Annotated in this window: 32 protein-coding genes; 14 read left to right on the top strand and 18 right to left on the bottom strand. The window is 53.6% G+C overall.

The features are described 5' to 3' along the window. Positions 1-34: 34 nt before the first annotated feature. Both ACEN8Q_RS13225 and ACEN8Q_RS13220 read left to right on the top strand, forming a co-directional pair. Positions 35-532, top strand: a complete 498-nt coding sequence (locus ACEN8Q_RS13225) for a hypothetical protein (protein ID WP_413705312.1) — start codon at positions 35-37, stop codon at positions 530-532. Between the two features lie 57 nt (positions 533-589). Further along, a complete protein-coding gene (locus ACEN8Q_RS13220; protein WP_413705311.1) occupies positions 590-961 on the top strand; it encodes a Rap1a/Tai family immunity protein in 372 nt (123 codons plus the stop codon). A gap of 378 nt (positions 962-1339) precedes the next feature. On the opposite strand, the gene ACEN8Q_RS13215 is transcribed toward ACEN8Q_RS13220, so the two are convergent. Together ACEN8Q_RS13215 and ACEN8Q_RS13210 are read right to left on the bottom strand one after the other, a co-directional pair. After that, complete coding sequence (locus ACEN8Q_RS13215; RefSeq protein ID WP_413705310.1) at positions 1340-2086, bottom strand: recombinase family protein; 747 nt, start codon at positions 2084-2086, stop codon at positions 1340-1342. A gap of 66 nt (positions 2087-2152) precedes the next feature. Continuing rightward, positions 2153-2368, bottom strand: coding sequence for a hypothetical protein (locus ACEN8Q_RS13210; RefSeq protein WP_413705309.1), 216 nt, complete (start codon positions 2366-2368; stop codon positions 2153-2155). A gap of 676 nt (positions 2369-3044) precedes the next feature. Here ACEN8Q_RS13210 and ACEN8Q_RS13205 point away from each other — a divergent pair. Further along, positions 3045-3461, top strand: a complete 417-nt coding sequence (locus ACEN8Q_RS13205; RefSeq protein WP_413705308.1) for a hypothetical protein — start codon at positions 3045-3047, stop codon at positions 3459-3461. 159 nt (positions 3462-3620) lie between these two features. Here ACEN8Q_RS13205 and ACEN8Q_RS13200 read toward each other — a convergent pair whose 3' ends face one another. After that, entirely contained in the window at positions 3621-5069 is a 1449-nt protein-coding gene (locus tag ACEN8Q_RS13200; RefSeq protein WP_413705307.1) for a DEAD/DEAH box helicase family protein, read from the bottom strand. Between the two features lie 143 nt (positions 5070-5212). On the opposite strand from ACEN8Q_RS13200, the gene ACEN8Q_RS13195 reads away from it, so the two are divergent. Next, positions 5213-5428, top strand: coding sequence for a hypothetical protein (locus tag ACEN8Q_RS13195; protein WP_413705306.1), 216 nt, complete (start codon positions 5213-5215; stop codon positions 5426-5428). 469 nt (positions 5429-5897) lie between these two features. Here ACEN8Q_RS13195 and ACEN8Q_RS13190 read toward each other — a convergent pair whose 3' ends face one another. The 8 genes from ACEN8Q_RS13190 to ACEN8Q_RS13155 form a co-directional block, all read right to left on the bottom strand. Beyond that, positions 5898-7355, bottom strand: a complete 1458-nt coding sequence (locus ACEN8Q_RS13190; RefSeq protein WP_413705305.1) for a P-loop ATPase, Sll1717 family — start codon at positions 7353-7355, stop codon at positions 5898-5900. Positions 7356-7987: 632 nt separating this feature from the next. Next, a complete protein-coding gene (locus ACEN8Q_RS13185; RefSeq protein WP_413705304.1) occupies positions 7988-8311 on the bottom strand; it encodes a hypothetical protein in 324 nt (107 codons plus the stop codon). A 1-nt stretch (position 8312) separates the two neighbouring features. Continuing rightward, positions 8313-8831, bottom strand: coding sequence for a hypothetical protein (locus tag ACEN8Q_RS13180; protein WP_413705303.1), 519 nt, complete (start codon positions 8829-8831; stop codon positions 8313-8315). Between the two features lie 199 nt (positions 8832-9030). Beyond that, entirely contained in the window at positions 9031-9441 is a 411-nt protein-coding gene (locus ACEN8Q_RS13175; protein WP_413705302.1) for a hypothetical protein, read from the bottom strand. 66 nt (positions 9442-9507) lie between these two features. After that, the gene (locus ACEN8Q_RS13170) at positions 9508-9660 is read right to left on the bottom strand and encodes a hypothetical protein (RefSeq protein ID WP_413705301.1); all 153 of its coding nucleotides are present in this window, start codon (positions 9658-9660) and stop codon (positions 9508-9510) included. Between the two features lie 680 nt (positions 9661-10340). Further along, positions 10341-11297, bottom strand: a complete 957-nt coding sequence (locus ACEN8Q_RS13165; protein WP_413705300.1) for a tyrosine-type recombinase/integrase — start codon at positions 11295-11297, stop codon at positions 10341-10343. A gap of 277 nt (positions 11298-11574) precedes the next feature. Then, positions 11575-11802, bottom strand: a complete 228-nt coding sequence (locus ACEN8Q_RS13160) for a hypothetical protein (protein ID WP_413705299.1) — start codon at positions 11800-11802, stop codon at positions 11575-11577. A 496-nt stretch (positions 11803-12298) separates the two neighbouring features. Beyond that, the gene (locus tag ACEN8Q_RS13155) at positions 12299-12721 is read right to left on the bottom strand and encodes a winged helix-turn-helix domain-containing protein (protein ID WP_413422245.1); all 423 of its coding nucleotides are present in this window, start codon (positions 12719-12721) and stop codon (positions 12299-12301) included. Between the two features lie 696 nt (positions 12722-13417). Here ACEN8Q_RS13155 and ACEN8Q_RS13150 point away from each other — a divergent pair. The 3 genes from ACEN8Q_RS13150 (at position 13418) to ACEN8Q_RS13140 (ending at position 14996) form a co-directional block, all read left to right on the top strand. Continuing rightward, positions 13418-14074 (top strand): serine protease, encoded by a 657-nt coding sequence (locus ACEN8Q_RS13150; protein WP_413705298.1) that lies wholly within the window; start codon positions 13418-13420, stop codon positions 14072-14074. Between the two features lie 336 nt (positions 14075-14410). After that, on the top strand, positions 14411-14632 hold the full coding sequence (locus ACEN8Q_RS13145) for a hypothetical protein (RefSeq protein WP_413422241.1): 222 nt from the start codon (positions 14411-14413) through the stop codon (positions 14630-14632). A gap of 118 nt (positions 14633-14750) precedes the next feature. After that, a complete protein-coding gene (locus ACEN8Q_RS13140) occupies positions 14751-14996 on the top strand; it encodes a hypothetical protein (protein ID WP_413705297.1) in 246 nt (81 codons plus the stop codon). On the opposite strand, the gene ACEN8Q_RS13135 is transcribed toward ACEN8Q_RS13140, so the two are convergent. Further along, positions 14976-15626 carry a hypothetical protein gene (locus ACEN8Q_RS13135; RefSeq protein ID WP_413705296.1) on the bottom strand — a complete coding sequence of 217 codons (651 nt, stop codon included), beginning with the start codon at positions 15624-15626 and terminating at the stop codon, positions 14976-14978. The two genes, ACEN8Q_RS13140 and ACEN8Q_RS13135, sit on opposite strands and share 21 nt — an antisense overlap. A gap of 224 nt (positions 15627-15850) precedes the next feature. After that, a complete protein-coding gene (locus tag ACEN8Q_RS13130; RefSeq protein ID WP_413422237.1) occupies positions 15851-16057 on the bottom strand; it encodes a hypothetical protein in 207 nt (68 codons plus the stop codon). A gap of 251 nt (positions 16058-16308) precedes the next feature. Between ACEN8Q_RS13130 and ACEN8Q_RS13125 the strand changes: the two genes are divergently transcribed. After that, positions 16309-16503, top strand: a complete 195-nt coding sequence (locus ACEN8Q_RS13125; RefSeq protein WP_007993363.1) for a hypothetical protein — start codon at positions 16309-16311, stop codon at positions 16501-16503. 75 nt (positions 16504-16578) lie between these two features. Here the strand turns inward: ACEN8Q_RS13125 and ACEN8Q_RS13120 are convergent, their stop codons facing one another. Then, on the bottom strand, positions 16579-17331 hold the full coding sequence (locus ACEN8Q_RS13120; RefSeq protein WP_413422235.1) for a carbonic anhydrase: 753 nt from the start codon (positions 17329-17331) through the stop codon (positions 16579-16581). 204 nt (positions 17332-17535) lie between these two features. On the opposite strand from ACEN8Q_RS13120, the gene ACEN8Q_RS13115 reads away from it, so the two are divergent. Continuing rightward, on the top strand, positions 17536-17991 hold the full coding sequence (locus ACEN8Q_RS13115; protein WP_413422233.1) for a DUF2214 family protein: 456 nt from the start codon (positions 17536-17538) through the stop codon (positions 17989-17991). 190 nt (positions 17992-18181) lie between these two features. On the opposite strand, the gene csrA is transcribed toward ACEN8Q_RS13115, so the two are convergent. Then, positions 18182-18373: a carbon storage regulator CsrA gene (gene csrA, locus ACEN8Q_RS13110; protein ID WP_007975691.1), complete on the bottom strand. Its 192-nt coding sequence runs from the start codon at positions 18371-18373 to the stop codon at positions 18182-18184. A 250-nt stretch (positions 18374-18623) separates the two neighbouring features. Here csrA and ACEN8Q_RS13105 point away from each other — a divergent pair, with 250 nt between their 5' ends. Next, positions 18624-18989 carry an SPOR domain-containing protein gene (locus ACEN8Q_RS13105; RefSeq protein WP_413705295.1) on the top strand — a complete coding sequence of 122 codons (366 nt, stop codon included), beginning with the start codon at positions 18624-18626 and terminating at the stop codon, positions 18987-18989. An 85-nt stretch (positions 18990-19074) separates the two neighbouring features. Here the strand turns inward: ACEN8Q_RS13105 and ACEN8Q_RS13100 are convergent, their stop codons facing one another. The 3 genes from ACEN8Q_RS13100 to ACEN8Q_RS13090 all read right to left on the bottom strand — a co-directional run bounded on the left by ACEN8Q_RS13100 (position 19075) and on the right by ACEN8Q_RS13090 (position 21308). Next, entirely contained in the window at positions 19075-19764 is a 690-nt protein-coding gene (locus ACEN8Q_RS13100) for an endonuclease (protein WP_413705294.1), read from the bottom strand. A 4-nt stretch (positions 19765-19768) separates the two neighbouring features. Further along, on the bottom strand, positions 19769-20038 hold the full coding sequence (locus ACEN8Q_RS13095; RefSeq protein ID WP_057396111.1) for a DUF1654 domain-containing protein: 270 nt from the start codon (positions 20036-20038) through the stop codon (positions 19769-19771). 181 nt (positions 20039-20219) lie between these two features. After that, positions 20220-21308 (bottom strand): asparaginase, encoded by a 1089-nt coding sequence (locus ACEN8Q_RS13090; protein WP_413422226.1) that lies wholly within the window; start codon positions 21306-21308, stop codon positions 20220-20222. 350 nt (positions 21309-21658) lie between these two features. Here ACEN8Q_RS13090 and ACEN8Q_RS13085 point away from each other — a divergent pair, with 350 nt between their 5' ends. The 4 genes from ACEN8Q_RS13085 (at position 21659) to ACEN8Q_RS13070 (ending at position 25851) form a co-directional block, all read left to right on the top strand. Beyond that, positions 21659-22117, top strand: a complete 459-nt coding sequence (locus ACEN8Q_RS13085; protein ID WP_413705293.1) for a hypothetical protein — start codon at positions 21659-21661, stop codon at positions 22115-22117. A 194-nt stretch (positions 22118-22311) separates the two neighbouring features. Then, positions 22312-23268 (top strand): sugar ABC transporter substrate-binding protein, encoded by a 957-nt coding sequence (locus tag ACEN8Q_RS13080; RefSeq protein ID WP_413422222.1) that lies wholly within the window; start codon positions 22312-22314, stop codon positions 23266-23268. Positions 23269-23323: 55 nt separating this feature from the next. Next, positions 23324-24877: a sugar ABC transporter ATP-binding protein gene (locus tag ACEN8Q_RS13075; protein WP_413422220.1), complete on the top strand. Its 1554-nt coding sequence runs from the start codon at positions 23324-23326 to the stop codon at positions 24875-24877. Further along, positions 24874-25851: an ABC transporter permease gene (locus ACEN8Q_RS13070; protein WP_413422218.1), complete on the top strand. Its 978-nt coding sequence runs from the start codon at positions 24874-24876 to the stop codon at positions 25849-25851. Before ACEN8Q_RS13075 ends, ACEN8Q_RS13070 begins: the two co-directional genes overlap by 4 nt.

Raw genomic sequence — 25851 nt, 5'->3', positions numbered from 1 at the left:
TAAAATCGCGAAATCTTCTCTAGCAGGTAACGACATGAAAGCAGGGATAGCGGCAGCGATTGCAACCATCGGTATTGCCATTTCAACAACTGCCAGTGCTGATTGGTATACAACGACACAAGACGACATCTTCTCAGGTGGCAAGAAGGCAATGATGCTCGGCTCCATAAGCCCCGCCCAATCGGTTGCATTCGACTGCGACTCGGAAAGCCTGTCCCTCGCACTCTTGCAGAAAGAAAAATGGACAGAGGGACGGAACAGCTCAGCTTGGAAACTTCTGATCAAGGTCGACAAAGGTGAGATTCATCGCTTCACAGCGCAGAGCGCCAAGCGCAATAGCGATTACGCTCAGTACGTCACTTTCGAGAAAGATGAAATCCTGAAGGTCTTAGCTGACCTCCGTGAAGCGAAGTCGGTGGTTCAACTGGGACTTCAATCCGAAGAGTTCAATTCCAAGTGGTCTGGAACCGTATCCGTAGGTGGATCAACACGAGAAACAGACAAATTCATACAAGCGTGCAATCTGAAGTGAGTGGACAGCAGCGGCTGTGCAATCTCGGCAGCTCGTCACAGTATGAAGAGAATGATCATGAAGGCATGGATTGGAGCGGTTGCACTGGCTGGGGTGCTGGTGAGCGGCGAGACTATGGCAGCGTCAGACGGAAACCATCTCCTACTGGCCTGCAAATCGGCCATTAAGACGATAGAGGGTGAAAAGGCTGTTAACCCCTTCGAAGCAGGTTACTGTGCTGGAATTGTTGAAGCGGTTGAATCAACTCTGGCAGTCGTAAACAGCTCTCTACCAAAAGAGTATCGGACCTGCTTCCCAAAAACGGGAACGACCATCAGCCAAAATGCCCGGATCGTAATCAAATATCTAGAAGACAACCCCGCTCATCTAAGTGAGCCAGCCACGGTACTCGCCATCAAGGCTTACAAGACCGCCTACTTTTGCGAATAGCCAAGACTGCTTTCCACAGGATTTTGGCCCCGCCGTTTTTCGGACTTTGCATGGGGTGGGGGTCGATCTGTACGCCAGCCGAATAAATAATGATGGGGCTCCCCCGGCGTGACGTACTGACATCCAGCGAAGACGGGCACTGCACACACCGGGCGAGCGAGGCGATTGTAGGAGATTTACTCGGAAACCGCCGAACCGCTAAGCAGCGTGCAGAGGGGGCGAATGGAAACGTCTGAAAAAACAAAATAAGTTGAGCACCCTGCTGGACCGCCTGTGGGGCTCTACAGCACCACTACAGACGACCTACAACAGTGCTTCCTCTGGGTCAAAGGTGTGACGGATCATCACGAGAATGACCCAGCATGGCCTCACACAACCTCACAACGCTGCTTGTTTCGATGGGAACGTGAGGGCCAGGTTCTCCATCACGCGCTTCACTTGCATCGATGACCACTTACCGCCCCGGCTTGTGGTGATGCCCTTGCCGTTCAGGCAGTCAGCCACCTGTTGGAGTGTACTGCCGTTATCGTGCAGGCATTCAGTGATGTGTGGGCGTACCGACTTCAGCCACAGTTTTGCACGCTCTTGAATAGCCACATTCCCCTTAGCCCGGTTGGCATCATTACGACCCAACTCCAGTGCAGCAGTACGGCGGGCGATCTTCTCTACCGACTGCACATCACCCTCATCAGCACGCTTCTGTAGGGCTGCCAGAGCTTCCTTGGTGCGGTTAGCGATGAATGTCCGCTCCTGTTCTGCCAGTGCTGCAAACAAGTGAAGTTGGAACTTGTCAGCCTGTGGCATGGTTGCCACTTTGAAATCCATCGCCTCATCCAGCAGACGGGCGATATGGTGAACGGAACGGGACAACCGGTCCAACTTGGCTACAACCAGCTTTGCCTTCGTCTGTTTACACAGGGCCAAAGCCTTGGCACCTTCAGGGCGATCCTCGATAGCCAACTTACCCGACACGACATCCACGAACTCACCGACGATGTTCCAGCCGTTCTGCTGGGCTGCACGAGCGATGTACTCCCGCTGAGCCTCAAGGCCCAAACCTGACTCACCCTGTCCAGTGCTGGACACACGGCAGTAGCTCACTACGTCGATGGTGTTGGTGGTCATGTCTTGGCTCCTGAAAGTGTGTCTGGGAACCAATATAACACTGCATGAACGGTCGTTCTAGGTTTGTTATGAGTGCTCTTGACGAAGAATCCTTATCGCACTGGCTATGCCTTCAGCGTTCGAGTCTAGTACTTGCAGGGCTGTCACTGCGTTGTCTGCAACATCCACAGAGCCACGCCCAGCCACCCACTTGGCGAGCTCTTCGATGGCAGCACCAATGCCGTTCTGGCTGATCACCAGCAGCTCTAGGGCGTTGGCTATGGCTTCGTTCTGGTCTGACATGGCGATCTTCCTTGAGGGCTGGAACCAGCAGCCTAGACCAGTGACGACATCCTGCCTGTCGGGGAGTGCTCAGGGCCATGAACCGCTGTCGCCTTGCACGAATTCGAGGATTCTGGCCGCAATATGTATTTCTGGTGCAAAAACTCTAATCTGGGAGCGCTTGACGCGAATAGCTTAACCCTCGCTGACACAACCCCTTATGGAATGCGGGCTGGAGCGATGGGCACCCTCTCTGCCCCAGGTTGATCGTGTGACAGGCGTAGGGGTTTCCCTAAGTTAAACAGGGATTATTCGGATGTTTCCATTAATCACTATCGGAGCCCGGTGACATCATGGATACTGGCACCAACTATATAGCCGGCGAATAAAATGAAACAGCCTCTTGTGTTACTCGCCTTGCTTGCACCACTTACGGCAATAGCTGGTGATGATATTTGCACAAAACTGATACCAGATATCATTTCCAACTACAGGGTTGAAAACTTAGTATTGCGTAACGGGAATCCGCCCGCATCTAAAGTTATAGTAGTCTGTGCATATACAGCTACAACCCCTGATCCGTACGGGGATAGGCATGTTACTGTCCTAGCAACCCTGAATACAGCCAACCACCGTTTTACTGTTGAAATAGACTAATCTACTGATCCAATCTAGGCATGACGATAAGGAGAGCGGTATGCAAGTAAACGGTATGAATGGATGGCAGCGGTTGTGGGTGCTAGTGAGCTTCATCCTTGGGATCGCAACAATGATCTTGGGTTACAGCAACATGGAGACGGAAAACGGGCTGACCACTGGGTACAAAGTTGATCTCGCCATGCGACAGATGGAAATCGAAAACATCAGAGATAAAGAAACCGGACACAAGCCCGCTAACATTTACGAAGATTCCAGACACACCATTGGTGAAGTAGAGGACATCATCAAGAAGGTGGGCGAGCGTTATCAGAAAGATATCGAAGAGCTGCCCGCCAAGCAGCTCAAACACGTACTGACCTATCTGGGTGCATGGCTTGGCATCTGCATTGGAATGTACATCGTTGGCTTGATGCTGAACTGGGTATACCGAGGCTTCCGCCCCAAGAAGGCTTGACCCTCTCTCGACGCGAACTGTTTACAGCGCCGCTGTTAGGGTAATCAACGCTCCTGCACAGTCAGTCTGCCCAAACTCATTACCGAAGAGATTCTCTTAAGTGGGGGGATACCTTTCCTAAGAAGCCTTTTAGGATTACTCCCCCCCCCCAGCACTACCTCAAGCAGCGATTGGGTTATCTCTCCAGTTCCTGATGGTCTTTGGTGTAACGCTGGTTCTGCGTGCAATTTCTTTCACTCCAACTTTTTTTGCCAGTAAGTCGAGCACTGCCGGACGAAGAGGATGCTCTTTCTTGCGACCATCGGGCTTGACTGGGATTTTGTTGCTCAATGACCAGTCAATCACCGCATCAGACATATAGGTATCCACCAGATATCGTGCAACTCGTTCATCCTGCACATATAGCCGAATCGGATTCTTATTGTCGCTCCGACGTATGGCTGTACGGGTCACAGCTTGCAAGGATGGCTCCAACAGTCTGGTAGTGACGAATGCGTCCAGCATCTCCTGTATATCGACTTCATATTTTTCACTGAGGTTCTCCAACCCTTTTCTGTCCGAGGGGCTGGGGTTGCCGCCAAATAACAGTATCGCTTCTGTAGCTGTGTCGTAGCCGTTCAGGCCGCGGGAATCCATCGGAGCCTGGTGTACTCGGCTCTTTTGCGTATGCCGAACCCAGTTGTTTGCGAACAGAAGCGGCTTGCTGCTGGTTTCCTTAAGAATCATGTCCAGTGCAACATCATAGAGTTTGTTGCCCTCCAGGTCGGAGTTCATCTTTGCTTTGCTGAAAATCTGCCCCTTCGGCATGATCGGTTTAATATGCACTGGGCTGGTGTATTGCCCAGCCATGGGCGTGAAGATCGACACTGTGAAAGTGAATCCGTGAATTCGGGCGAACTGCTCGAACTCCCCCCCAGCAATGTTTGCAGCCAGAACATGCACTTCATCAGCGAAAGATAAAATTTTCCACCAATCGAGAAACTCTTCAACCGCACGAACATGTCGACGATCATCGATTTGAGCCTTGTCAATGAAGACCGCAACGTCACACAGCAATAGCCGGAAGATGTGTGCTGCAGGGTCGCCCAAGGTGGAGCAGTCAGCCCCAGTCGAGTCTGCACGATTGGTGCTCACTTGATCTTGGACCAACTGCTCTAAGTCATCTTTGATCCACAGCTGCCCACTCGCTTCATACGTGTATTCAAACACACGATTCAGCTCAATCGGATTCAAGGGGTAGTCAGGGTAATCGACTACCTTGGGCACTTCGTCGATGACAAGCATCCACCCGCGTAACAGCGAATGTTCTACACGCCGAACAGCCTCCTGAGTGCAAATGATGAGCGAGTCCTGTTTTTCACGCAGGGCAGCTTCCAGTTGAGGGGCTACAAGGTCACCATTTCGATGATCGACAATACGACACGATATGGATGCACTTGATGCTCGCTGCTCAATGTGGTCAATCAGTGCAAGAGTTGGAAGTGCCAGGACAACGCGCTTGCCTGCTTCTTGAATGGCTGGAAGATTGCGTAACAGGGCTTCCGTCTTTCCAGCGCCGGGGCGTGCGATAGCGGTATGGATTGCTTTATTGCGGACGATATTGCTCATCAAGAATTCTCCTTCAAGTTCATGTCATGGGCAGTCCCTCATTGGGTGGTGCCGGTAGGGTAGTCAAATCGCAGGCGCAGTAAGACCGAGCTGACTGGGCGAGGGCGGTGACACCCTCGCTTTGGTCTGCCGGAATCTCAGCGATGAATGTGAGGTTAGTGCGTCTTCAGTTGCTCAATGGCGCGATTGAAGACATCCCTTACTTCAATGCCTTCGGCCCTGCACTCAGGGATAAGGACGTTCTTGATGTAGGAATTGAAGTGACGCAGGCGTCCACGCTCAATGGCGGTGGCGGGTCTGCCAAATATGGCCTGCTCATTCTCTCTACGGGCAGCATGGGCTGCTGTGGCTCTCGCTGAACGCATAGCGGAGTCACGCTTCGCACGGTTCAACGCAGCGGCATCGAGCGGAATGAGACTAGGGCTAGGGCTTCTGGTAATGCTGGGACTGATTAGATTGGTGCTGCGAGGGGTGTTGCGGAGGGAGGTGTTACGGGCTTTTGCGGTGTTCTTACGGGTGTTGCGGGCTGCTGCGGTCATATGGTTCTCCTGGAGTAAAGTTCAATGTCATGGCGTTACCTTCAATTGGGTTGGCGTTGAATGCCGGATATCGGGGGCCAGCTACATGCTGGCAATTGGCCTGTCCCCTTCAGAACAGGCAGCGAATACTACACAGGACGAAAACGCCTGTCAATTGCTTACTTAAAAGAAAGATTGACATTTGAGCAGCACTTGGTGAGCAACCCTGTCGTCGCTCCCCCCTGAATGAATTTGCTCGTGCACTTGAATAGCACGAGCAAGAAAGCCCTGCTCCGAACTTGGAAGGGCGCTACTCATTAACTCCGGCATACTCTTTGAGGCCGAGATGCAACTTAAACGAATCGGCGTTTTCGTCCCACTTGGAACCCGTATCTTTGTATCGGAAGGACCAGCCACTTCCACCATACCCTGAAGACACTTTGTAGGTTCCGACAACCGAAAACTCGTAAAGAACCTTTATTGCCTCTTCGCTCGGAACCATCTTCGCTAAGTTTGTCGCGTTATACGCTGCCGTAAATGCCGATTTTGTAAAAGAAAGCTTTCCAAGCCCAGAAATCACTAACAATGCTTGACTCCATTCCTCCCAGTGTGGATTGATCTCATCATCTAGTTCCGCCTTGAGATAGTTGGAGTAATCAGTCCTGGCTGCCACCACATCTTTATTGGTGAAGACCGACAACTCACCGGGCTGGGCTCGACGCTCTCTTGATATTTCAAGCATATTATTCATAAAGCTGATTACGTCACGAGGCCGATCGAATGTGCGAGCAACAATGTGTGTAAGTTTCGGTTGACGCCCCCTCATCAACTCGTCATCGCATATTTCTGTCCAGGTTGCATTTGGTATATATTTCTGTATTCGAAGATCAATGAGCCTGCGTAGCGATTCCTCTCCCCACTTGATTTCCGACTTATTGGTCATCGTGATTTTATTCTTATCAGAGAATGTAAGTCGCTCCCACATATCTGATCGAAGATAAACTATTGACTTCAAACTTACAGAATTCCTCACTGACATTTGATTAACGCTTCTGCAAGCCAAAATCAAACCGATCAACATAAGCTGTCGTTGCTCGTCATAGTCAACCATTCCTTGGTCAAGTTCGTCGAAGTGCAGCAGTATCTTTTCCAACCCCTCTCTTTTGCTAACGTATGATGCCGCTTCAAATATCGCATCGGACAATGCATTGAGTTCGCGCGACAACCCAACCTGATCATTATCCCTTTCCAAACTGATAGAGAAAAGCTTACACCCTAGAATGGTGGGTTCAAATGACGCTTTAGAAAGCTGCAATGCGACAGGCCGTAAAATATCATCCAGAGTGACGTTAATTCCGCCGTAATTTTGCTGAAAGAACGACTGAAGAGATTTAGCTTGATCTGTCCATTTTGATGTGCCCGTCATCTTCGAAAGAACCATTTGGGCAAACTCTGTAACAATTACGTATTTCCAGCTTGCCTCATACTGTTCTGCTGTAGCGGCTTCTGGATCGTTTCGTCTTGCATGCATCGCCCATGGATAACCACGAAGATTGAGCGCTAACGACAAACTACCGGCTGGTTGTCTTTCGTTGAAATAACGGAACAGAGCTGTCTTACCTGAACCCTTCCGACCAAGAATCAGAAATTTGATTCCATTGACTACAGTATCAACAGAGTCGGTTTGTACAAAATATTCGAGAATAGCATCATCTTCCGCAGCCACCTCACCAAAAGTTGGAATATTACTAACATCGGACTTTGCCATAATCGAACATCCCTGATTTTTTGTATGTGATCACCCCAGTTTACGCTATCAACCCGATTTCAGGAACCAGCACAAAACTATTTTTTGGAACGGCACTTACTTCGCTGGCACCATCGAACACACGACCACAAACTCCGATTCAAGGCATCAACCAGGTAAAGCCACCCACCATCACGTTTTGCCACTGAGAGCGACAATGAAACATTACCGCACCAACGAAGCACCGATTCGCCAGCAAGATTGCTAAAGGATCATGATTCATCTGGACGCTCCGTAGCCTCTTGATGTTTGCACGCCCCCCTCTAACTGCGACTGCACGACGGCGTGAAACAACTTACGGGCCGAACCACGATACAACAGAGACTCTGTATAACCGCCTGTCTCTCTGTACGAGGACAAGAAACTGGACACAATCTCTGTAACTACAAGTGGGCCACTCACTGCAAGCAGGACGCCACCTTCAACTCTGACCCAAACAGATTTGTATTTGGATACGTCCAGCATTGAACGCATACGTTCCCTCAGAGCCTTGTTCAATTTACGAGGGCTAAAATTAACCGCCGTCGTAAGGAGGTATGCATTTCTATGCGAATGTTCGTCCAATCGACACAGGTGCTGCTGTAGCGTGGACGTCATTCCGCCTCTCCTTCTGGTACTACGAGAACCCAGCTATCTGCTGGAATCCCGAACATGGTTGCTGGAAGTTGGTAACTGTAACTCATGTACTCTGGATACACAGAGTTAAACTCATCACACGCTTTCGTGATTTGCTTATCGGTGTACAGGGCAGATGACATTACGACTACAATCCGCATCTTCCCATCTTCACTCTTAACCACGTTAACTGGGTCAGCTTGTTTTTCTACGTGAGCCGATTGCGGTTGATTCACCCATTCAAGTAGCGGGTTAGTCGGGTCATACTTCAACATCAAGATTCTGGTAGTGGCATCCAACATATTATTTACCCCCTTTCAGGGCGGCTCTCACTTCGGCTTCAAGCTCAGCTTCAAGGGCTGCGTCTGCTGCCTTGGCTGCTTCTTCACGTTCTTTCAACACTTGAGCCTTACGCTGAGCAACGGTGTTGGCAATGATTTCCTCATTCGCCTTCTCGACTCGTGCACGCAATTCGTCTTCAGCCTCCCTCAACACAAAAACCAAATCAGCCTGAATCTCCGCCTCTGGCTTTAACAAATACACGAAGTGCTCAATTCCGTAACTTGTAGCCTCTGTGTCGCATCGCTTGTAGCCCTGTGCAACTTTCTCAAACACAAGATCAAGAAGTGCGTTAATACCCGTAGCAGTGAACTCAACTCGTGCACCTCGGAATAGTTTGCGTGGGAGATTTCCGCGCTCATCAGGCTCTGCCCCGAAGATCACGTCGTGTCCGCCAACGCGGCTAAGGTAGTCGCGTTCAGCAGCAGCTCTACACTCAGCGATCATTTGTTTTGTTGCTGTGATTAGTACGGTGTTTGTCATATGTGTTTCCTCTCAATAGATGTATGTTTGCCAAAAAGTTGGCGATAGTTGTTTGCCAGCCCGATATAGGCTGTGATGTGGCGATAATTGGGTGTTTGGTGTCCGGAATTCGGGGCGTGTAGCAGCGGAAAAGTGGTAACTGGGGTAGCCCATTGGATTGCCACTTTTATAACCGTTTGAGGCAGCAAGTAGGCGTGGATCAAGGGCGGTATTTAACGATGTATGCTCGTGCCACAGTGATCCCCAGGCAGAACTCAAAATCCAAATTCCATGCGTTGGCACTTGGATGTGATTCAATCCAACAGCGAATTTTCTCTTCGCGATTCACAGGCTTGCACACAGGCTCGTCGCGGTATCGATTACGCTGGACTGTTGCACTACCTGTACGACCCGTTGAAACTTGATCAGACACATGCGGACTTCGTGACATGAGTTCGCCAATGTCCATCAGCAGGTCTGGATTTTTCTTACAATATTTGTAGTAGGTGGTTAGAGACTTCTCAGATGCCAGAACAAATCGGGTGAGCTTGGTGTCGGCTAGTGAGTAGCTGGTACTAACTACTGATGTGATCAGGTTGGATGGAGCGTTGACGACAAAGTATATTGCCATGGTGGTAAGTTCCTTTTCATAGTGTTTTGGTTGTCCTCCTTTAGATGTGGGTGAGTGTGTAGTGTATTAACGAACTGGGTTAGGCCAGTGCATCTTCACCGCAAACAGCGGCACCTGAAGTTCTTCGCTAATCTGCTCTGGTGTCATTCGCCCGCAATGTCTGGCGATGTACGCCTTCAGGTATTCAAGTGAATCCTGTTTCTTCTGTTCACCCTTCATTTGTTTGCTCCTCCGATTGTGGTGGGTTGATTGTGTCGAGGTTGATTAGTTTGCGTTTCTTCGAGCGGTGGAATTCTTTGTTACATGTCTGCGAACAGTACAACGCTCGCTGAGTCTTACTTGGGAATGGCGTGCAGCAGTGCTTACACAGCCGAATTACTACGGCCATAAGTTCTCCTATGGAAATGGGGTGGAACGAACAAGCGAGCAAAAGAAAACGCATAACAGGTGGTAGCCTCTTATGCGTCTCAAGTTCACGCGATGTCTAGATGTATGTGTGTTGCGAAGTTGTTGCCGATGAGTTGAAAGCCTACAACTCTTGAACGCTACGGCGGGAACGTCGATGGTGAATCAGACCATCGACCGAGTGTGAGCCATGTTACCCGGTTGAACATCTGGAACCCCTGAAGGTTGGCTGTTCGGCCTGACTTGGAATGATCAGCACCGAACGTAAGTCAGAGTGTTTGTTTCTCTGTGCTTATACGGTATTTTACCATCATTTTCGGGTTTTGTCTATAGTTGGCACGAATAATGCTTAAATTATGTTTAAGCGGATGTTTGATTTATTGCTGTCACTTTGTTGTGGCAACACCAACAACGACATATTGGCAGTGGTGCGTGCTCGCACATGGGCAAACTGCCAGCCGGATGGTTGGCTGGCAGAAGGCGGTTAGTGAATATCAGTCGATGAGATGAAGCACGTCCTTGACATTCAGATGGGAGTATCGCGCTACGGATCGAGTGTCTCGGTGTCCCGATACAATCATGATCTGAGCGTTGTTGAATCCCTTTTTCGCGACATTCGTGATTCTGGTGTGTCTGAGTTGGTGAAGTCGAACGCTACTGTCTAAGCCTGCCTTCACGCGTGCCAAGCGCACAGCCTGAGTTACGGCGTGCGGTGTAACCGTAAACACTTGGCCGTTCGGGTGGCGTCCCACAGTGGCCCACAGTTGGGCAAGTTGGAGAATTTCAACAGCCCGGTGGGTGAGGGGGACTGATCGTGTGCCGTTCTTCCCGTCGATCACATCGGCAATGCGGTCATTGAGGTGCAGGCAGTCCTTCGTCAGCTTCAGGATTTCGGAGCGTCGCATTGCCGTCTCGTATGCCAGTTCCACAATGAGTTGCATGGTGGGAGATAGTTTCGCCAGTAATCGCTCAAGCTCGCTTGCACGGATCACCTTGTCAGAAGATCGGTCAGGCTTTGGAAGGGCAATGTCACTGACAGGGTTATGAATGTCGATCAACAACCCACGTTTGGCGAACCGGTAGAATCGCGACATGAATGCGAGCTGCGTTCTGCACGTAGACGGCTTGACCTTCTTCAATCGCATGATCTTGAAGTCGTTGATCATCTGCGGGGTGATTTCATGGATTGGTTGTGTGAAGTGCCTGCCCAGATGCTCCACGATTTTCAGTGCGTGGTCGTAGCTGCCTTTTCCCTTGAGCATCGTTTCGCAGTAGGTCATGCCCAGCGTGTAAATGGTGTGATGCTTGCGATCCATCGTCACGGCTTCGATCTGTTTCGCCCATGACTCTGCTTCAGCCTTGGTGCTGAAGGTTTTCGACTGGGGAGATTTACCTTTTACCCGTACTTGAGCGTTCCAGTTGCCGGACGGAAGGGAGCGAATATTGGCCATTGTTGACGCCTCATGATGTGAATGGGCGTTCTGTGAAAGCCAAGAGCACCAGGGCTTGTAGCTTGCTCAAGCAGACATTGACATGGTGGGGGTCGTTGGTTCGAGTCCAATCGCGCCTACCAAACAAAATCCGCTCTGCTGGGCGGTCTGGAAGGGCTCACCGAAAGGTGGGCCCTTTTTTGTTGTCATTTGGAAAAGCGTTGGAATCGATTTGGAAAGACGAACCACTTTTCAAGGTTTCAAATCAGTCTTCACCTTCCTGTAAGCCACCTCATCATCACTGTGTCCAGGCTGATAATGCTCGGTGCCCCATCAGACCCTGAATGTATTCCTGCTCAAAACCTTGCTGCTCATACAGCTGGGCACCGAGCGCGCGGATTTCATGGAAAGTAGGGCGCTCACCGGCCGGCAACTCATCGTAGGCCTTCGAGTCGTCCTGCGCCTGGACAAGCGACTTGGTCGGGTGGTCCGGTGTCACTGCGTTCCAGTGTAGCTTGGCGTCCATCCGGGTGCGTTTGCACACCTTCGGCGAGTAGTGGGTAGACCTTCGGCGACTTCACGCACTCCAGCGCCACCTTCCGCAGCGCCTGGTCCATGACAAGCTCCAGGTGCACTGGCTTCCCATGGTTCTGTGTCTTCCCGGGACCTTGCCCGCCGTTCACCGGCAGACTCAATGTTAATTTTGTTCAGGATTGTGTTCGGGACACTTGGCGCTGCGCTGGGTAAAGTCATGACCGCTCGCCCGGCCTGGTGTGTTTCAGATGGATTACTGAATGGCCAGCAACTGGTCAGGGTGGGCACCAATTCAGACAGGATGAAGGCGCCTGGCTAAGCAATTCAGCTAGCGTTTAATCGTTTGCCTCGCCAGCTGCGTCAAACGCAGCTCCCCTCCTGAAGTGGCTGGCGGGGCGAACCCTTGCCGCCATGGCCCCTTGTAGCAGTACACGTAGGTGAGCCAGGCCGGGGCGATCATTGCGCCATATGCCCCTGAGATATCGGGCTCAATCAGGATGTATTACCTGGGTGAGGCAGTAACCACGATTTCTTACTGGCCGAAAGAGGTTATCGCCCTTGGTAACTTTCTTGAACTTTGCTTGTAGCCTGCTTAGGCACATGCGCAATCCTTTATAGTTGCCAGGGTCCTTGTTTAACCTTACAAGGATTTCTTCGTTACTTACAACGCGTTCAGTTCCACTTGCTAATAAGTCCAGTACTATGCATTCCGTGGGAGTCAGGTTGATAGTCGTTTCATCGCCAATCAGCAAGCATTCTGGTTTGTTGAACGACCAGGGTTGCAGGTTCGCCATGAGTGATTCGAGGGAGTTGTTTTTTTCAACAGGGCTTGGCAAGTCGAAGGCGGGTGTTGGTGTTTTTTTATCTACGATCATTGTGATGGCGTTGTCTCTTTGCATCCGTTGGCTCATGGACCTGCTCGCACACATCGCTCCGGGCAGGAGCGATATTCGGAAGGTGTTGAGGCGGGTGGTGGCGCAGATCAAAGCGCGGGTACTTTGTGGCTGACTCGATAATTTCGCTGATGATACGTTTCATCTTTAGTAAAATCTTTAAAAAGCCGCGAACGTACGTTTGTTTTGGTTAGGGGGATTGGCTGCGCAGTGCGTCTGGATGGGGGGTTCGGTAACCAGGGCTGTGACATGGAAAAGTCACTCCATCATCTTGATGGGTTCTTCGTTTCGGGTCGCCTTGACAGGGTAGGGGGCGTTAGTTCGAGCCCAATCGCGCCTGCCAAACAAAATCCGCACTGCTGGACGGTGTGAAGGGGAATCCGAAAGGGTTCCCCTTTTTTCTTTGCCTTGTCTCGTCCTGAATAAGGTTTAAACCTTCTGACCCACTCTCAGGTGGACGCCATTAACGATAGCCACTCTTGTTTTATTTCCTCGTGTTTAATGTTTTTCAGGCGCCAAATATTTGAACTTTTACAGTTGTTCGAAAAGCGATTGACCTTAGTGCGATTTATTCATACGCGTCATTGCGATCTCAGCCATAAGTATGAAAACGTCGAACTAGAGCAAGTGGCGAGGAGTACTGCAACCCGATAAAAGTCAAAATACTGACAACAAAAAACAGTCACATTCTCCCTATTAAGTCGGTGATATATCATGATCAAGATCATGGCCTACTTTTTAATTGGAGCTGTAACTGCAGGATGCAACGGCATCGTTAAACCCGACTTTTCGGGGCCTACTAATGATTCATATTTTTCAGTCTATTCGGGCTTCCCTGTGCCGTATCTATACATGGCCTCGGCCGTGCAATGGAACGAGGACTACGCCGTAACCACGCGCCACACTCCGTTCATCCCCAACGTGAAGTACAGTTGCAGCACAGGCTGCGATCTCGTCTTCATCCAGCACAAGGCCAACGGCCATTACCCATCATGGCGCGCACCGCGTGTGGGCGAGAGCATAACTGCCGCTGGGGCGAGTCCTTACCTCATGACCGCTGCCGGGAAAGGCAAGGTGTACCAAACGCCATTCATCAATGCCGATGAACACAGCGGTGATCTCTATGCCATTCATGATGCCCCGCTGGTCAAGGGCATGTCGGGTGGGCCGGTTCTTGCCAGCGACGGCTGTATTGTCGGCATCAATGTCGGCTTCTACTCAACCACACTGAACGATGTGAGCGATCACCCCGGCGTAAAGGGGGCTGAGAGGCTCAGCATCTTTATTCCTTACTCGATCATTCGGCGCGAGTGGGGGATGTTGCAGGCAAAACTCAACGATCCACACGGCGCGAAGTACGTGGTGAAGTAACTTTCAGCGGTCAAACAATGAGTCGTGTCTGACAAACAAGATCCGCTCTGCCGGGCGGCCTGGCTCACGCAGAGCCGCGCCCAAGGTGATCTTCAGGTGGAAAGGGTTGCCGTAGCCCTGGGTCTTCCCGGGGGATACCGTCAGCGTGTTCTTTTCCATATTGATCCGGTCAGAGGCAGCTGCTTTGCGGGTGCCTTATGTTTGGTTCAGTCCAATAGGTGAGGGTGGCTCAGGCACCGACCTCCGTAACCGGATTCGACGAGGTGTAGTGGCACTTTGATTGCTTGTGAGCTATTTATTTCTATGGCCGGCATGGAGCCGGGTCAAGGAGATGAAATGGTCACCGATCGTGAAATTGCACTTGAGCAAGCGCTTGTAGCAATTTTTGGAGCGGCCGTCGCCAGCGGGCTTGATGTAAAAAGCCTGATGGACAACGCGGCTGCCGGCTTGCTTGGAAATGCCTCATACCGCTGGGTTGGACATCCGCATGTGTCAAATGCCCTTCAAGTGATGATTGATGCTTACACGCAGGCATTGGACACCATGCCCCCGCAGTAGCTGAAGGTTCAGGTTTCGATACCTGTCATGGCGAACTTTTCTGAAGCGACAGGTGGAGATACCAGGTTTTGGTGTGCGGCTATGCTTTGAGCACTATGTTCAAGAAATGGATTTCACCATGAGCAGCGTAAGAAAACCGACACAGCGAGAAATCTCCGATGCCCTGGAACTTAGCGAAAGCGAGGTCGCGTTGTACGTTGCAGAGGTAGAGGAAAAGGTCGATGGGTCAGGGCACTGGATCTTTTTCAGTGTATCAACGCCTAACGACATACTGTTCTGGCTCAGGGTCGGTAACAACCTGATGCTTGAAACTGATGCCATAAACCTCCTCTGGACAAAACAATCACCGAGTATCGCTCGGTAGGTCTTCGGGATCGCGCAGCTTGTCGCTGTGCCGGGTGCCTGACATCATCTTCCGTTCACCACTGATGCCCGGGGCAATCTCCTGCTCCTTTCTGCCGACATGCCGCAGTTTCCCGTATTCGCTTGCCTGCATGAGGCGCGGCAACTTGAGCGTAATTTGGGTCAGTACTTTTGCCATGATGATGCTCTGTGTTGCGTGGCGACAGAGCGTGGCTTTCAGGGTGATTTCGTACGAAAAAGTGTCTGGCAAGTGGCATCTTTTCGGGAATTGAGACCCCGGAAATAGCGTACCAATTTTTTTCCCCTCCATTGTTCTCGTCGAAACTTGAACAGAAAGGAGGCCGCAATGATGATGCGTAGAAGTTCCAGGTTTTGGCACTGGGCGGATTGCGAATTGCACTGTCGGTCGCACGACGAGGTGTTTGGGGACGGCAATGTCATTGATGTTCAGACCAGGGTTTCCAGCAAGGGACAAACGCAACTGTTCATTGGCATTTACGACAAAAGCGGGTGGCCCGTTTTTGAAGAGACACACGATAATTTGCCAAACGATACGATGACCACCGCGCTTGAATGGGGAGTAGGTCGTGCACGAGCCATTGCCGCTAGCCTCATTGTGATTGGTGCCCACGTTTTGGCTAATCGTTCTTCAAGTACTGACTCGCGGCGATCATCCGCGTCCTGAATTCATCCCGCCGTTGGCGGTCAGCGCCGCACCGATTGTTTGATCGGTGCGGACGCTATGAACATTTGGTCAGGCAGGTTGCATGCAGATGGCATGTTCCATTGCCAGCGCTGCCCTCGCTTACCTGTTGTCGGGTACATCGACCGGGGTCTCGCCTGCCTCATGAAAGGTCAGAGTGAGAAACCCGTCGCATGAGCAAGATGGACCTCCTGCGCTCCGGCGATCAGGTGCATTGGAATGTTCTGCTGTACTTCAATGGACGGTACCTCGAAGCTCCCTACGATCTGGAGGTGTCGCTCGCTCAGTTCGGTCGTCTCTGCTGCCTTTTCCTTAGCCATTCTCGCGTGGTTCATTGCGATTTCGTTGAGCGTTGACACGTTACATCTCCCGGTGACTGACCAAGCGTATCGCTGGAGTCCTTAAGCATTGATTGAATGGCTGCGGCGTCAGAATCATGTCGTTCCCGCGCTGCTACGCGCGTACTTTGCAATCCTCAAGCCACGGATGCGAGTGATTTCTGCGCTGGATTTTCGCAGGCGACGAATGGCGGGCCACTGTGGGTGATAGCCCGGTTTCTTTGTCATTCCGGCGTAAACTAGTAGTGCTGCCTCATTGAAAGGAGCCGCCCATGAACGCCGATCAAATCATCAAGCAGGCATCTGTGGACAAGACTGTTTGGGATCAATACTTCTGCGCTGCATTGATTGCCGAAAGCAATTTGACTGCCCCGGTTGTTGGCGGGGCTACTCACGAAGACAGGCAAAACCTGTTGATCGAGAGGGCCAAAACCCTTGCTGACAAAATGATGGAAAACCGAAGATAAACAGAGCCCAGCCACCGCGCTGGGCTCTTTGCATGCGGGGTTGTACTCCGATGCGGGCGACGTGCGTATTGCGGTTCAGGCGATCAGTTCTACCTTGCCGCTCGCCAGGCGATAGATACCTCCCACGATCTTCAGCATGCCCTTGCTCTGTGCGTCGGTTAGCAAGGGCGAAGCATGTTTCAGGCTGTTGACAGTGTTTTTGACGTTCTGCGCGGTGGCGTTTTCCATCAGGCTCCCGGGCTGCTTCAGCACTGTCTCGATAGCCGACTTGAGTGCATCAGTCAGTTTCGGGATATGGCCCGGGAATACCGTATGATCCTTCACTGCCTTGATACCTGCCTCGATGGCGCCGCAGCTCTCATGCCCCAGTACGAGAATCAACGGGGCGCCAAGTACCGCAACCCCGTATTCAAGACTGCCCAGGCCTTCCGGAGTCACGAAGTTGCCCGCGACACGGATGGAGAAAAGATCGCCGCGCGCGGTGTCGAACGCGTATTCCGGGGCGATCCGCGAGTCAGAGCAGCTCAGTACTGCCACGAACGGATTTTGACCGGATACCAGGGCCTCTCGCTCAGCCTTGAAATCGTGTGTCGTGGAAGTGCCGCTTACATAGCGTTCATTGCCCTCCATCAGTCTTTTCAATGCCATATCGGGACTGATTACGTTTTGAGGTTTTGGTGGGGCTGTCGCTTTTTCGGCTGCCTGGATGAACTGGCCGGGCAGAGTACCGGTCAGCAGCAGGGCGCCTGCGCTCAATCCGGCAATTTGAAGAAAACGACGGCGGCCTGTTGTGTTTGAAGCAGAGCTTGAATCACATGATTTACACATGATTTTGTTTACTCAGTTCAATGAGGTGGGAGTGAGTTGCTGTTGGGGGCTGGTACTGCCGCGGATGCTCAATACCAGCGAAGTGGAGTTTAGTTGGTCTGTCATATTGTGTTCCGGGCATTGTCCACGGATGCCGTGCAAGCAGCCATTTCATGGGCTACTACTGACAGGCTCATACAACTTCGATCTGGCAGGAGTTTCTCGATGCTGACTCACTGGTTACTCGCGGCGGTTCATCTTCTGGCAGTTGCCTTGGGATTTTGGGCGGTGCTGGTTCGCGGCAGCGCTTTTCGGCGCTTGGCCGATGGGGCCGCGCAAGTGCGCAGTGTTCTGGTAGCGGACAATATCTGGGGTATTTCAGCTGTCGTCTTGCTGATCAGCGGGGGGATGCGAGCCTTTGGCGGGTACGAGAAAGGCACGGACTATTACCTGCATCAGCCGCTGTTTCATCTGAAGATGACGCTGTTCGTCCTGATCTTGCTGTTGGAAATTGCGCCAATGGTGACGTTGATCAAATGGCGGATAGCGCTGGGGCGTAAAGTGGCTTTCGATACTGGCCGTGCGAAGCTGTTTGCACGGATCAGTCATGTCGAGGCGCTGCTGGTGTTGTTGATGGTGGTGGCGGCGACTGGCATGGCGCGTGGCGTGATGTTCGGTTAACCACGGAGCGAACGCGTCCTTCCTTGGTGCAAACCAGAAAGGTCTGACAGCCAGGGTGTTGAGCTTGTCGCTAGTATCGACCCCTGGAAGCTTGTGTGGGAAAGCAAGCGGAAGCGAAGCGATGCGATGCTGAATCTTTAGCCAGCCGTGATTCCGGACCGAACGGGCTGGCTACTGACTGCAACAGAATTCAGGATTGCGGCTTTTCCGGGGCGGTCAGGCCGGCCTGAATGCGCTGATAAATTTCTTCACGGTGCACTGCAACGTCCTTCGGAGCGTTGATGCCGATCCTGACTTGCTGGCCGCTTACGCCCAGAATGGTGATCGTAATGTCATCACCTATGTTTATGCTTTCACCGACTTTGCGGGTGAGTATCAGCATGGTCTTCTCCTTGATTGCTATGTGGGGCACCTGATTCGGACAGTGCAGAGGTCGGTGGTATGTATAGATTAGTGCGAAGTCTCACGGTTTGGGTGCCTCTTTCTGACGCGCAGATGCAGCATTAATTCCCAAGGCGTAACTATACAGAGGCCGCAACCATCATTCTCGTAGTTTTGAGCCCATTTTACGGCACTCGTTAAGTATTCATGGATGTTAAAATCGCCGCTTTATGCATTCAGAGGGAAACGCCGTGCGCAAAATGGTTCTGGTAATCGCGATATTGGCACTGGCGGGGTGCGGCGAGGGCAGTAGTGTGGATGCGCCGAAGCCTAAACCGGCCATGGCTGCCGTACCCGCGGCAGTGTCCGGCCCACAATGGGATCTTGAAGTGCGGGGCGAAACCCCTCAGGCAGTCAGCGATTTGAGTGGCTGGCTGATCGAGCACAGTTTCATGTCCAGCGTCGTCAAGGACAATGGCAATACGCGAATCCTGATGGGGCCGTTCAATTCGAAAGCCGAGGCCGAAGCCAAGCAGGATGAAGTCCGTGCGGCGCTCACTCGCGCCAAGAAGCAGAACATCGAATTGCTGGTGCTTGAGCGTCCGGCCGCTCAATAACATCCTGTAGCGCGGACGTTGAACAAACTAAAAGGCCTCGGGTGTTCAGTTCCGAGGCCTTTTTGGTTTCAGGCGTAGCCTGGATTCAGCCGCAGGCCTTCATGTCTACCGGGCCGACGAACTCGTTGCCGCGCCCCATGACACACGCCACGCTCTGGTTGCGTTGGCGCTCCCAGGCCTGTACCGGATAGGTTTTATCCCAGGCTTCGTACAGTTGCCGATCCTGTTTCGACAGGCGCAAGCCATATTGCTTGCTCATATAGAAGTAGGTGCGGGCGATCATGCCGCGAATCGAAGGGCGGGGCATGACCTTCCTGGCCTTGAAGTCGATCTGGGTCAGGCAGGAGCCATACTGCCCCGACTGCTCGGGCAGCCAGCCGTAACTGAAGTTGCTGCGATCGCCATTGACCTCGCCAATGCTGGGCACCAGGTTGTGCAAGTCAGCCTCGGCCTTCTGGTAAACCGGGTCGTAGCGGGCGCAGTTCTTGCGGCCGCCCGCTTGCCAGCACTGGCGTTGATGACCGATTTGCCAGGCCGGAACGATATGCTCCCATTCGATGCGGGATGCGCGTTTGGCATTTTTACGTGGCACATAACCGCAGGCGGCCAGGTTTACCCGGTTGCCGGTGTACTTGCAGCCACAGTAAAACTCGGTGGATTGGGGGGCGTAGAGCTTCCATGCGACCTTTTTCGCTTCGGTGAACGTGCGCGGAGCATCGGCTTGCGCGCCCATGGCAAAAAACAGAAACAACACAGCAAGCCAGCGGACACTCATCGACTCAATCTTCCTTCGGCACAACCCAGAAAATCTGCACGCCGCCATCGTCGCGATAGGCGAGGGTGACGTTGTCGTTCTCGTCGATTTCTTCCAGCAAGCGTTCCCATTCATCCACCGGCTCATCAGGAAGGCGGAAGATCAGCGCTGCCCTGGCCTTTTGTGCGGTGGGAGAGTTGATGATTTTCTGAACGCGCAGGCCCATGCGTACATAGGTGTCAGGAGAGGTAGAGGTGGTGTCCACGGAGTTTTCCTTATTAAGCTGTACGTGCATACAGTATTTAACTGTAGGCCATTTCGCAACTGCTTAAAAATCGAGAAAATCCTCTGACAACGGTTTGTTGCATTTGGCGTAAGGCGAAGGGAGTTTTTTGTCAGATCCAGTGGCAGCCACTCGCCAGGGTTGGCGAATGGCGCACGTGGTGCCCGACCGGATCCGGTCGGGCGAGGGTGAATCAGTATTCCCAGAACATCCGTTGCAGCTCTTTGCTGTCATTGGTTTTGGTCAACGCGACCATCGCCAGGACCCGGGCTTTTTGCGGATTCAGGTCGTTGGCCACGACCCAGTCGTATTTGTCGTCAGGCTGTTCGGCGTTGCGCAATACAAAACCGCCGGCGTTGACGTGGGAGGAGCGAATGATCTGCACGCCATCCTTGCGCAGGGCTTGCAGGGCGGGGACCACTCGCGACGATACCGAGCCATTGCCGGTGCCGGCGTGGATGATGGCTTTGGCGCCGGACTGAGCCAGGGCCTTGTAGGCGGTGTCGCTGACGTTGCCATAGGAATAGGCGATCTCGACGTCAGGCAGACTCTTGATGGTCTTGATGTCGAATTCGGAATCCATGGTGTGACGCTTGGCCGGCAGGCGGTACCAGTAGGATTTGCCTTCTACCACCATGCCCAGCGGACCCCAGGCACTTTTGAACGCTTCGGTCTTGATGTTGATCATTTTGCTGACGTCGCGACCCGACTGGATTTCATCGTTCATGGTCACCAGCACGCCTTTGCCCCGTGCATCTTTGCTGCCGGCCACGGCCACCGCGTTATACAGGTTCAGCATGCCATCGGCGGACATCGCGGTGCCCGGGCGCATGGAGCCCACGACAATGATCGGCTTGTCGGTTTTTTCCACCAGGTTCAGGAAGTATGCGGTTTCTTCCAGGGTGTCGGTGCCGTGGGTGATCACGATGCCATCAACGTCTTTGCTGTCGGCCAGCTCGGCTACGCGGCGACCCAGTTGCAGCAGATTTTCGTTGGTGATGCTTTCGGAGGCGATTTGCATGACCTGTTCGCCGCGAACGTTAGCCAATTGGCTCAGTTCAGGAACGCCGGCGATCAACTGTTCAATGCCGACTTTCGCCGCCTGGTAGGTCGCGCTGTTGGCGGCGCTGGCGCCAGCGCCGGCAATGGTGCCGCCGGTGGCCAGGATCACCACGTTGGCCAGTTTCTGTCGGGTTTCGGCTTCTTTGGCCTGAAGGGCAGTGGGCAGAAGCAGCAGGAGGGCCAAGGCGCCCGGAACAAAGGTCTTGAGTGCAGATGTCATTATTTTTCTCTTCTAGTTGTGAGACGGTGCTGATGCAGGTTCATCTAGATATGCCCCTGGCGAATCTGAGCGCCGGGGTACGAGGAGAAGAGCAGGATCTGTACCAGTAATACTTTGAATCGAAAAACACGCGTAACTTAATGATTTGTAATGGTATTGCTGTTTGTGTTCCATGTGATTTCGAGGCTGGATGTTCGGATTGCCGAACATGTTCGGCTTTTGCGTTCGGCTCTCCGAAACGGATGGCAGTCCTGTTTAAGATTTCAACGCATCAAAACGTCGTTAATGACTAAAGAAACGCGTGCGTCGGTCGATGCTCCTTCAAGGGATCTTTTTCTGCAGGAGTTCACATGTCGTTAACTATTGGCTTCCCAAATGCCGCGGGCATCACCATCGGGGGAAAGTCTGCGACCACCATTCGTGCTTTGGGCGATGCGACAGAGGATGTGGCTGCTCAAGCGCAGGGGACAAAGGAAGGCGGCGCCCGGGTTAAAACGGGCCCAATAGGGTTGGGAGGGAGTGCCGGCGCACAGGCCGAAACGCAAACGAGCGACAACACCAGCGTTGCGGTGAAGGTCTTGCTTAAACGTCTGAAGGAGCTGCAACAGCAATTGCGTGAGCAACAGCAGCAACTGGCGCAGGCCCAGGCGGCGTCCTATCCGACTCCGGAAGCCAGGACCACCGCGGTAGCCGCCATTCAGGGGCAGGTTGCCGACACCAACGGCGCCATCCTGCAAGTGAGTGCGAGCCTGATCAAAGAGCTGACCAAGGGTTCTGGCACGGGATCGGTGGTCAACACCACGGCATGAGCTGAATGCCGTTTTTTTCGCAGAACATCTCTGAAAGCATTTTTCAGGTCGTTGACAAATAGCGGCAGGGTTCGCATAGTTCGGTTCGCGCAAACGTTTGCGCGGCTCTAGTGATGACTATTCATCGCGGTGGGTCGTGGAACTTACGCCAGCGCACGCGTTGCTCACAATAATCATAAGATCGGAGTGAACCCATGAAGCTGCCATTCGCTGGACGCCTTCTCGCTGTCGCTATGCTGGCGGCCGCATCCGCTGCACTGCCTGTCTCTTCGGCTTTTGCCGAAACTGCTGAAAAACCGAAAGTCGCACTGGTCATGAAATCCCTGGCCAACGAGTTCTTCCTGACAATGGAGGACGGCGCCAAGGCCTACCAGAAGGATCACTCCGGCGAATTCGAGCTCATCTCCAACGGCATCAAGGATGAAACCGACACCGCAGGCCAGACGCGCATCGTCGAGCAAATGATCCTGGCCAAGGTCAATGCACTGGTCATCGCGCCAGCAGACTCCAAAGCCATGGTTCCGGTGATCAAGAAAGCCATCGATGCCGGCATCACCGTGATCAACATCGATAACCAGCTGGACCCCGCCGTCGTCAAAAGCAAAAACATCAACGTTCCGTTCGTGGGCCCGGACAATCGCAAGGGTGCACGACTGGTGGGCGATTACCTGGCCAGACAGCTGAAGGCCGGAGACGAAGTCGGCATCATCGAAGGCGTGTCCACCACCACCAATGCCCAGCAGCGGACCGCAGGTTTCAAGGATGCGATGGAAGCGGCGCAGATCAAGGTCGTGTCCCTGCAGTCCGGTGACTGGGAGATCGACAAAGGTAACAAGGTGGCCGCGTCGATTCTCAGTGAATACCCGCAAACCAAGGCCCTGCTGGCCGGCAACGACAGCATGGCGGTCGGTGCGGTGTCTGCGGTGCGCGCCGCGGGCAAGGCCGGCAAGGTGCAAGTGGTCGGCTACGACAACATCAACGCCATCCAGCCAATGCTCAAGGATGGTCGTGTGCTGGCCACGGCAGACCAGTTTGCGGCCAGGCAAGCAGTGTTCGGCATCGAGACGGCATTGAAAATTCTCAAGGGCGACAAGGTCGACGGCGGCGCCAATGGCGTGATCGAAACACCGGTAGAGCTGGTTACCAAGTAAGCTTCTGGCGACGCAACGGCGCTCGTCCAGCCGGACGGGCGCATGGAGAATTTTTATGTCCGCTTGCGCTACGAACGCTGTCCTCTCGGTCAGCGGTATCGGCAAGACCTACGCCCAACCGGTTCTGGCCGGCATTGACCTGACGCTCATGCGCGGTGAAGTGCTGGCGTTGACTGGCGAGAACGGCGCAGGCAAAAGCACGCTTTCGAAGATTATTGGCGGGCTGGTCACGCCGACCACCGGTCACATGCAGTTTCAAGGGCAGGACTACCGCCCGGGTAGCCGGGCTCAGGCTGAAGAGCTGGGTATCCGCATGGTCATGCAGGAACTCAACCTGCTGCCGACCTTGTCGGTGGCGGAAAACCTGTTTCTCCACAATCTGCCGAGCAACGGCGGCTGGATCAGTCGCAAGCAGTTACGCAACGCTGCCATCGAGGCCATGGCTCAGGTCGGACTCGACGCCATTGACCCGGACACCCTGGTCGGTGAGCTGGGCATCGGCCACCAGCAAATGGTCGAGATCGCCCGCAACCTGATTGGCGATTGTCAGGTGCTGATTCTCGATGAGCCGACGGCGATGCTCACTGCGCGCGAAGTCGAAATGCTGTTCGAGCAGATCACCCGCCTGCAGGCTCGCGGCGTATCGATCATCTACATCTCCCATCGCCTCGAAGAGTTGGCGCGGGTCGCGCAGCGCATTGCCGTGCTACGCGATGGCAACCTGGTCTGTGTCGAACCGATGGCCAACTACAACAGCGAGCAACTGGTCACCTTGATGGTCGGGCGCGAGCTCGGCGAACACATCGATATGGGCGTGCGCAAGATCGGCGCTCCGGTGTTGACGGTCAAGGGCCTGTCCCGTGCCGACAAGGTTCGCGACGTGTCGTTCGAAGTCCGTGCCGGTGAGATTTTCGGCATTTCCGGTTTGATCGGCGCGGGTCGCACCGAGTTGCTGCGACTGATCTTCGGTGCCGATATCGCCGACAGCGGTACGATCGCCCTGGGCGCGCCGGCGCAAGTCGTCAGCATTCGCTCGCCAGTGGATGCGGTCGGGCATGGCATCGCGTTGATCACAGAGGATCGCAAGGGCGAAGGCCTTTTGTTGACGCAGTCAATCGGCGCCAATATCGCTTTGGGCAACATGCCCGGCATCTCCGGCGCGGGCTTTGTCGACAACGATAAGGAGCGCGCCCTGGCCCAGCGTCAGATTGACGCCATGCGCATTCGCAGCTCCGGTCCGGCACAGTTGGTGTCCGAGCTGTCCGGCGGCAATCAGCAGAAAGTTGTCATCGGCCGTTGGCTGGAACGCGACTGCTCGGTGCTGCTGTTCGACGAGCCGACCCGAGGTATCGACGTCGGCGCCAAGTTCGATATCTACAACCTGCTCGGTGAGTTGACCCGCCAGGGCAAGGCGCTGGTGGTGGTCTCCAGCGACTTGCGTGAGCTGATGCTGATCTGCGACCGGATCGGTGTGCTGTCGGCAGGAAGCCTGATCGATACATTCGATCGCGATAGCTGGACCCAGGATGAGTTGCTTGCCGCGGCTTTCGCCGGCTACCAAAAACGTGATGCGCAGCTCTTTGAAGCCGCGCCTAGGGATCTTCCATGAATACCGCTTCTTTCGCCGGCAAACGTAATGCCAGCTTCTACGGCCTGGGCACCTATCTGGGCCTGGCGGGTGCCTTGTTGGCGATGATCGTGCTGTTCTCGGTGCTGAGCAGTCATTTCCTCTCGTACGATACTTTCAGCACCCTGGCGAACCAGATTCCGGACCTGATGGTGTTGGCGGTCGGAATGACCTTCGTGTTGATCATCGGTGGCATCGACCTGTCGGTAGGCTCGGTGCTGGCGCTGGCGGCCTCGACCGTGAGCGTGGCGATTCTTGGCTGGGGCTGGGGCGTTCTGCCGGCGGCGCTGCTGGGCATGGCCATCGCGGCGCTCGCCGGTACCATCACCGGCTCGATCACTGTGGCGTGGCGGATACCGTCATTCATCGTGTCCCTGGGCGTGCTGGAAATGGCTCGCGGGTTGGCGTATCAGATGACCGGCTCGCGCACGGCCTACATCGGCGATGCATTCGCCTGGTTGTCCAATCCGATCGCCTTCGGCATTTCGCCGTCGTTCATCATTGCGTTGCTGATCATTTTCATTGCTCAGGCCGTGTTGACCCGCACGGTGTTCGGACGCTACCTGATCGGTATCGGTACCAACGAAGAGGCCGTGCGGCTGGCGGGGATCAATCCAAAACCCTATAAAATCCTGGTCTTCAGCCTGATGGGGTTGCTGGCCGGTATTGCTGCGTTGTTCCAGATTTCTCGCCTGGAAGCCGCCGACCCGAACGCAGGCTCCGGTCTTGAGTTACAAGTGATTGCAGCCGTGGTGATCGGCGGGACCAGCCTGATGGGCGGCCGCGGCTCGGTGATCAGCACGTTTTTTGGTGTCCTGATCATTTCCGTGCTGGCCGCGGGGCTGGCGCAGATCGGGGCAACCGAGCCGACCAAGCGCATCATTACCGGCGCGGTGATTGTGGTGGCGGTTGTGCTGGACACTTATCGCAGTCAACGCGCAAGCCGGCGGACCTGA

Source organism: Pseudomonas sp. Pseusp16 (assembly GCF_047324915.1).
GTDB lineage: Bacteria > Pseudomonadota > Gammaproteobacteria > Pseudomonadales > Pseudomonadaceae > Aquipseudomonas > Aquipseudomonas fluorescens_CD.
Note: the sequence above shows the minus strand (reverse complement) of the source record. Positions and strands in the feature narration are given on the sequence as shown.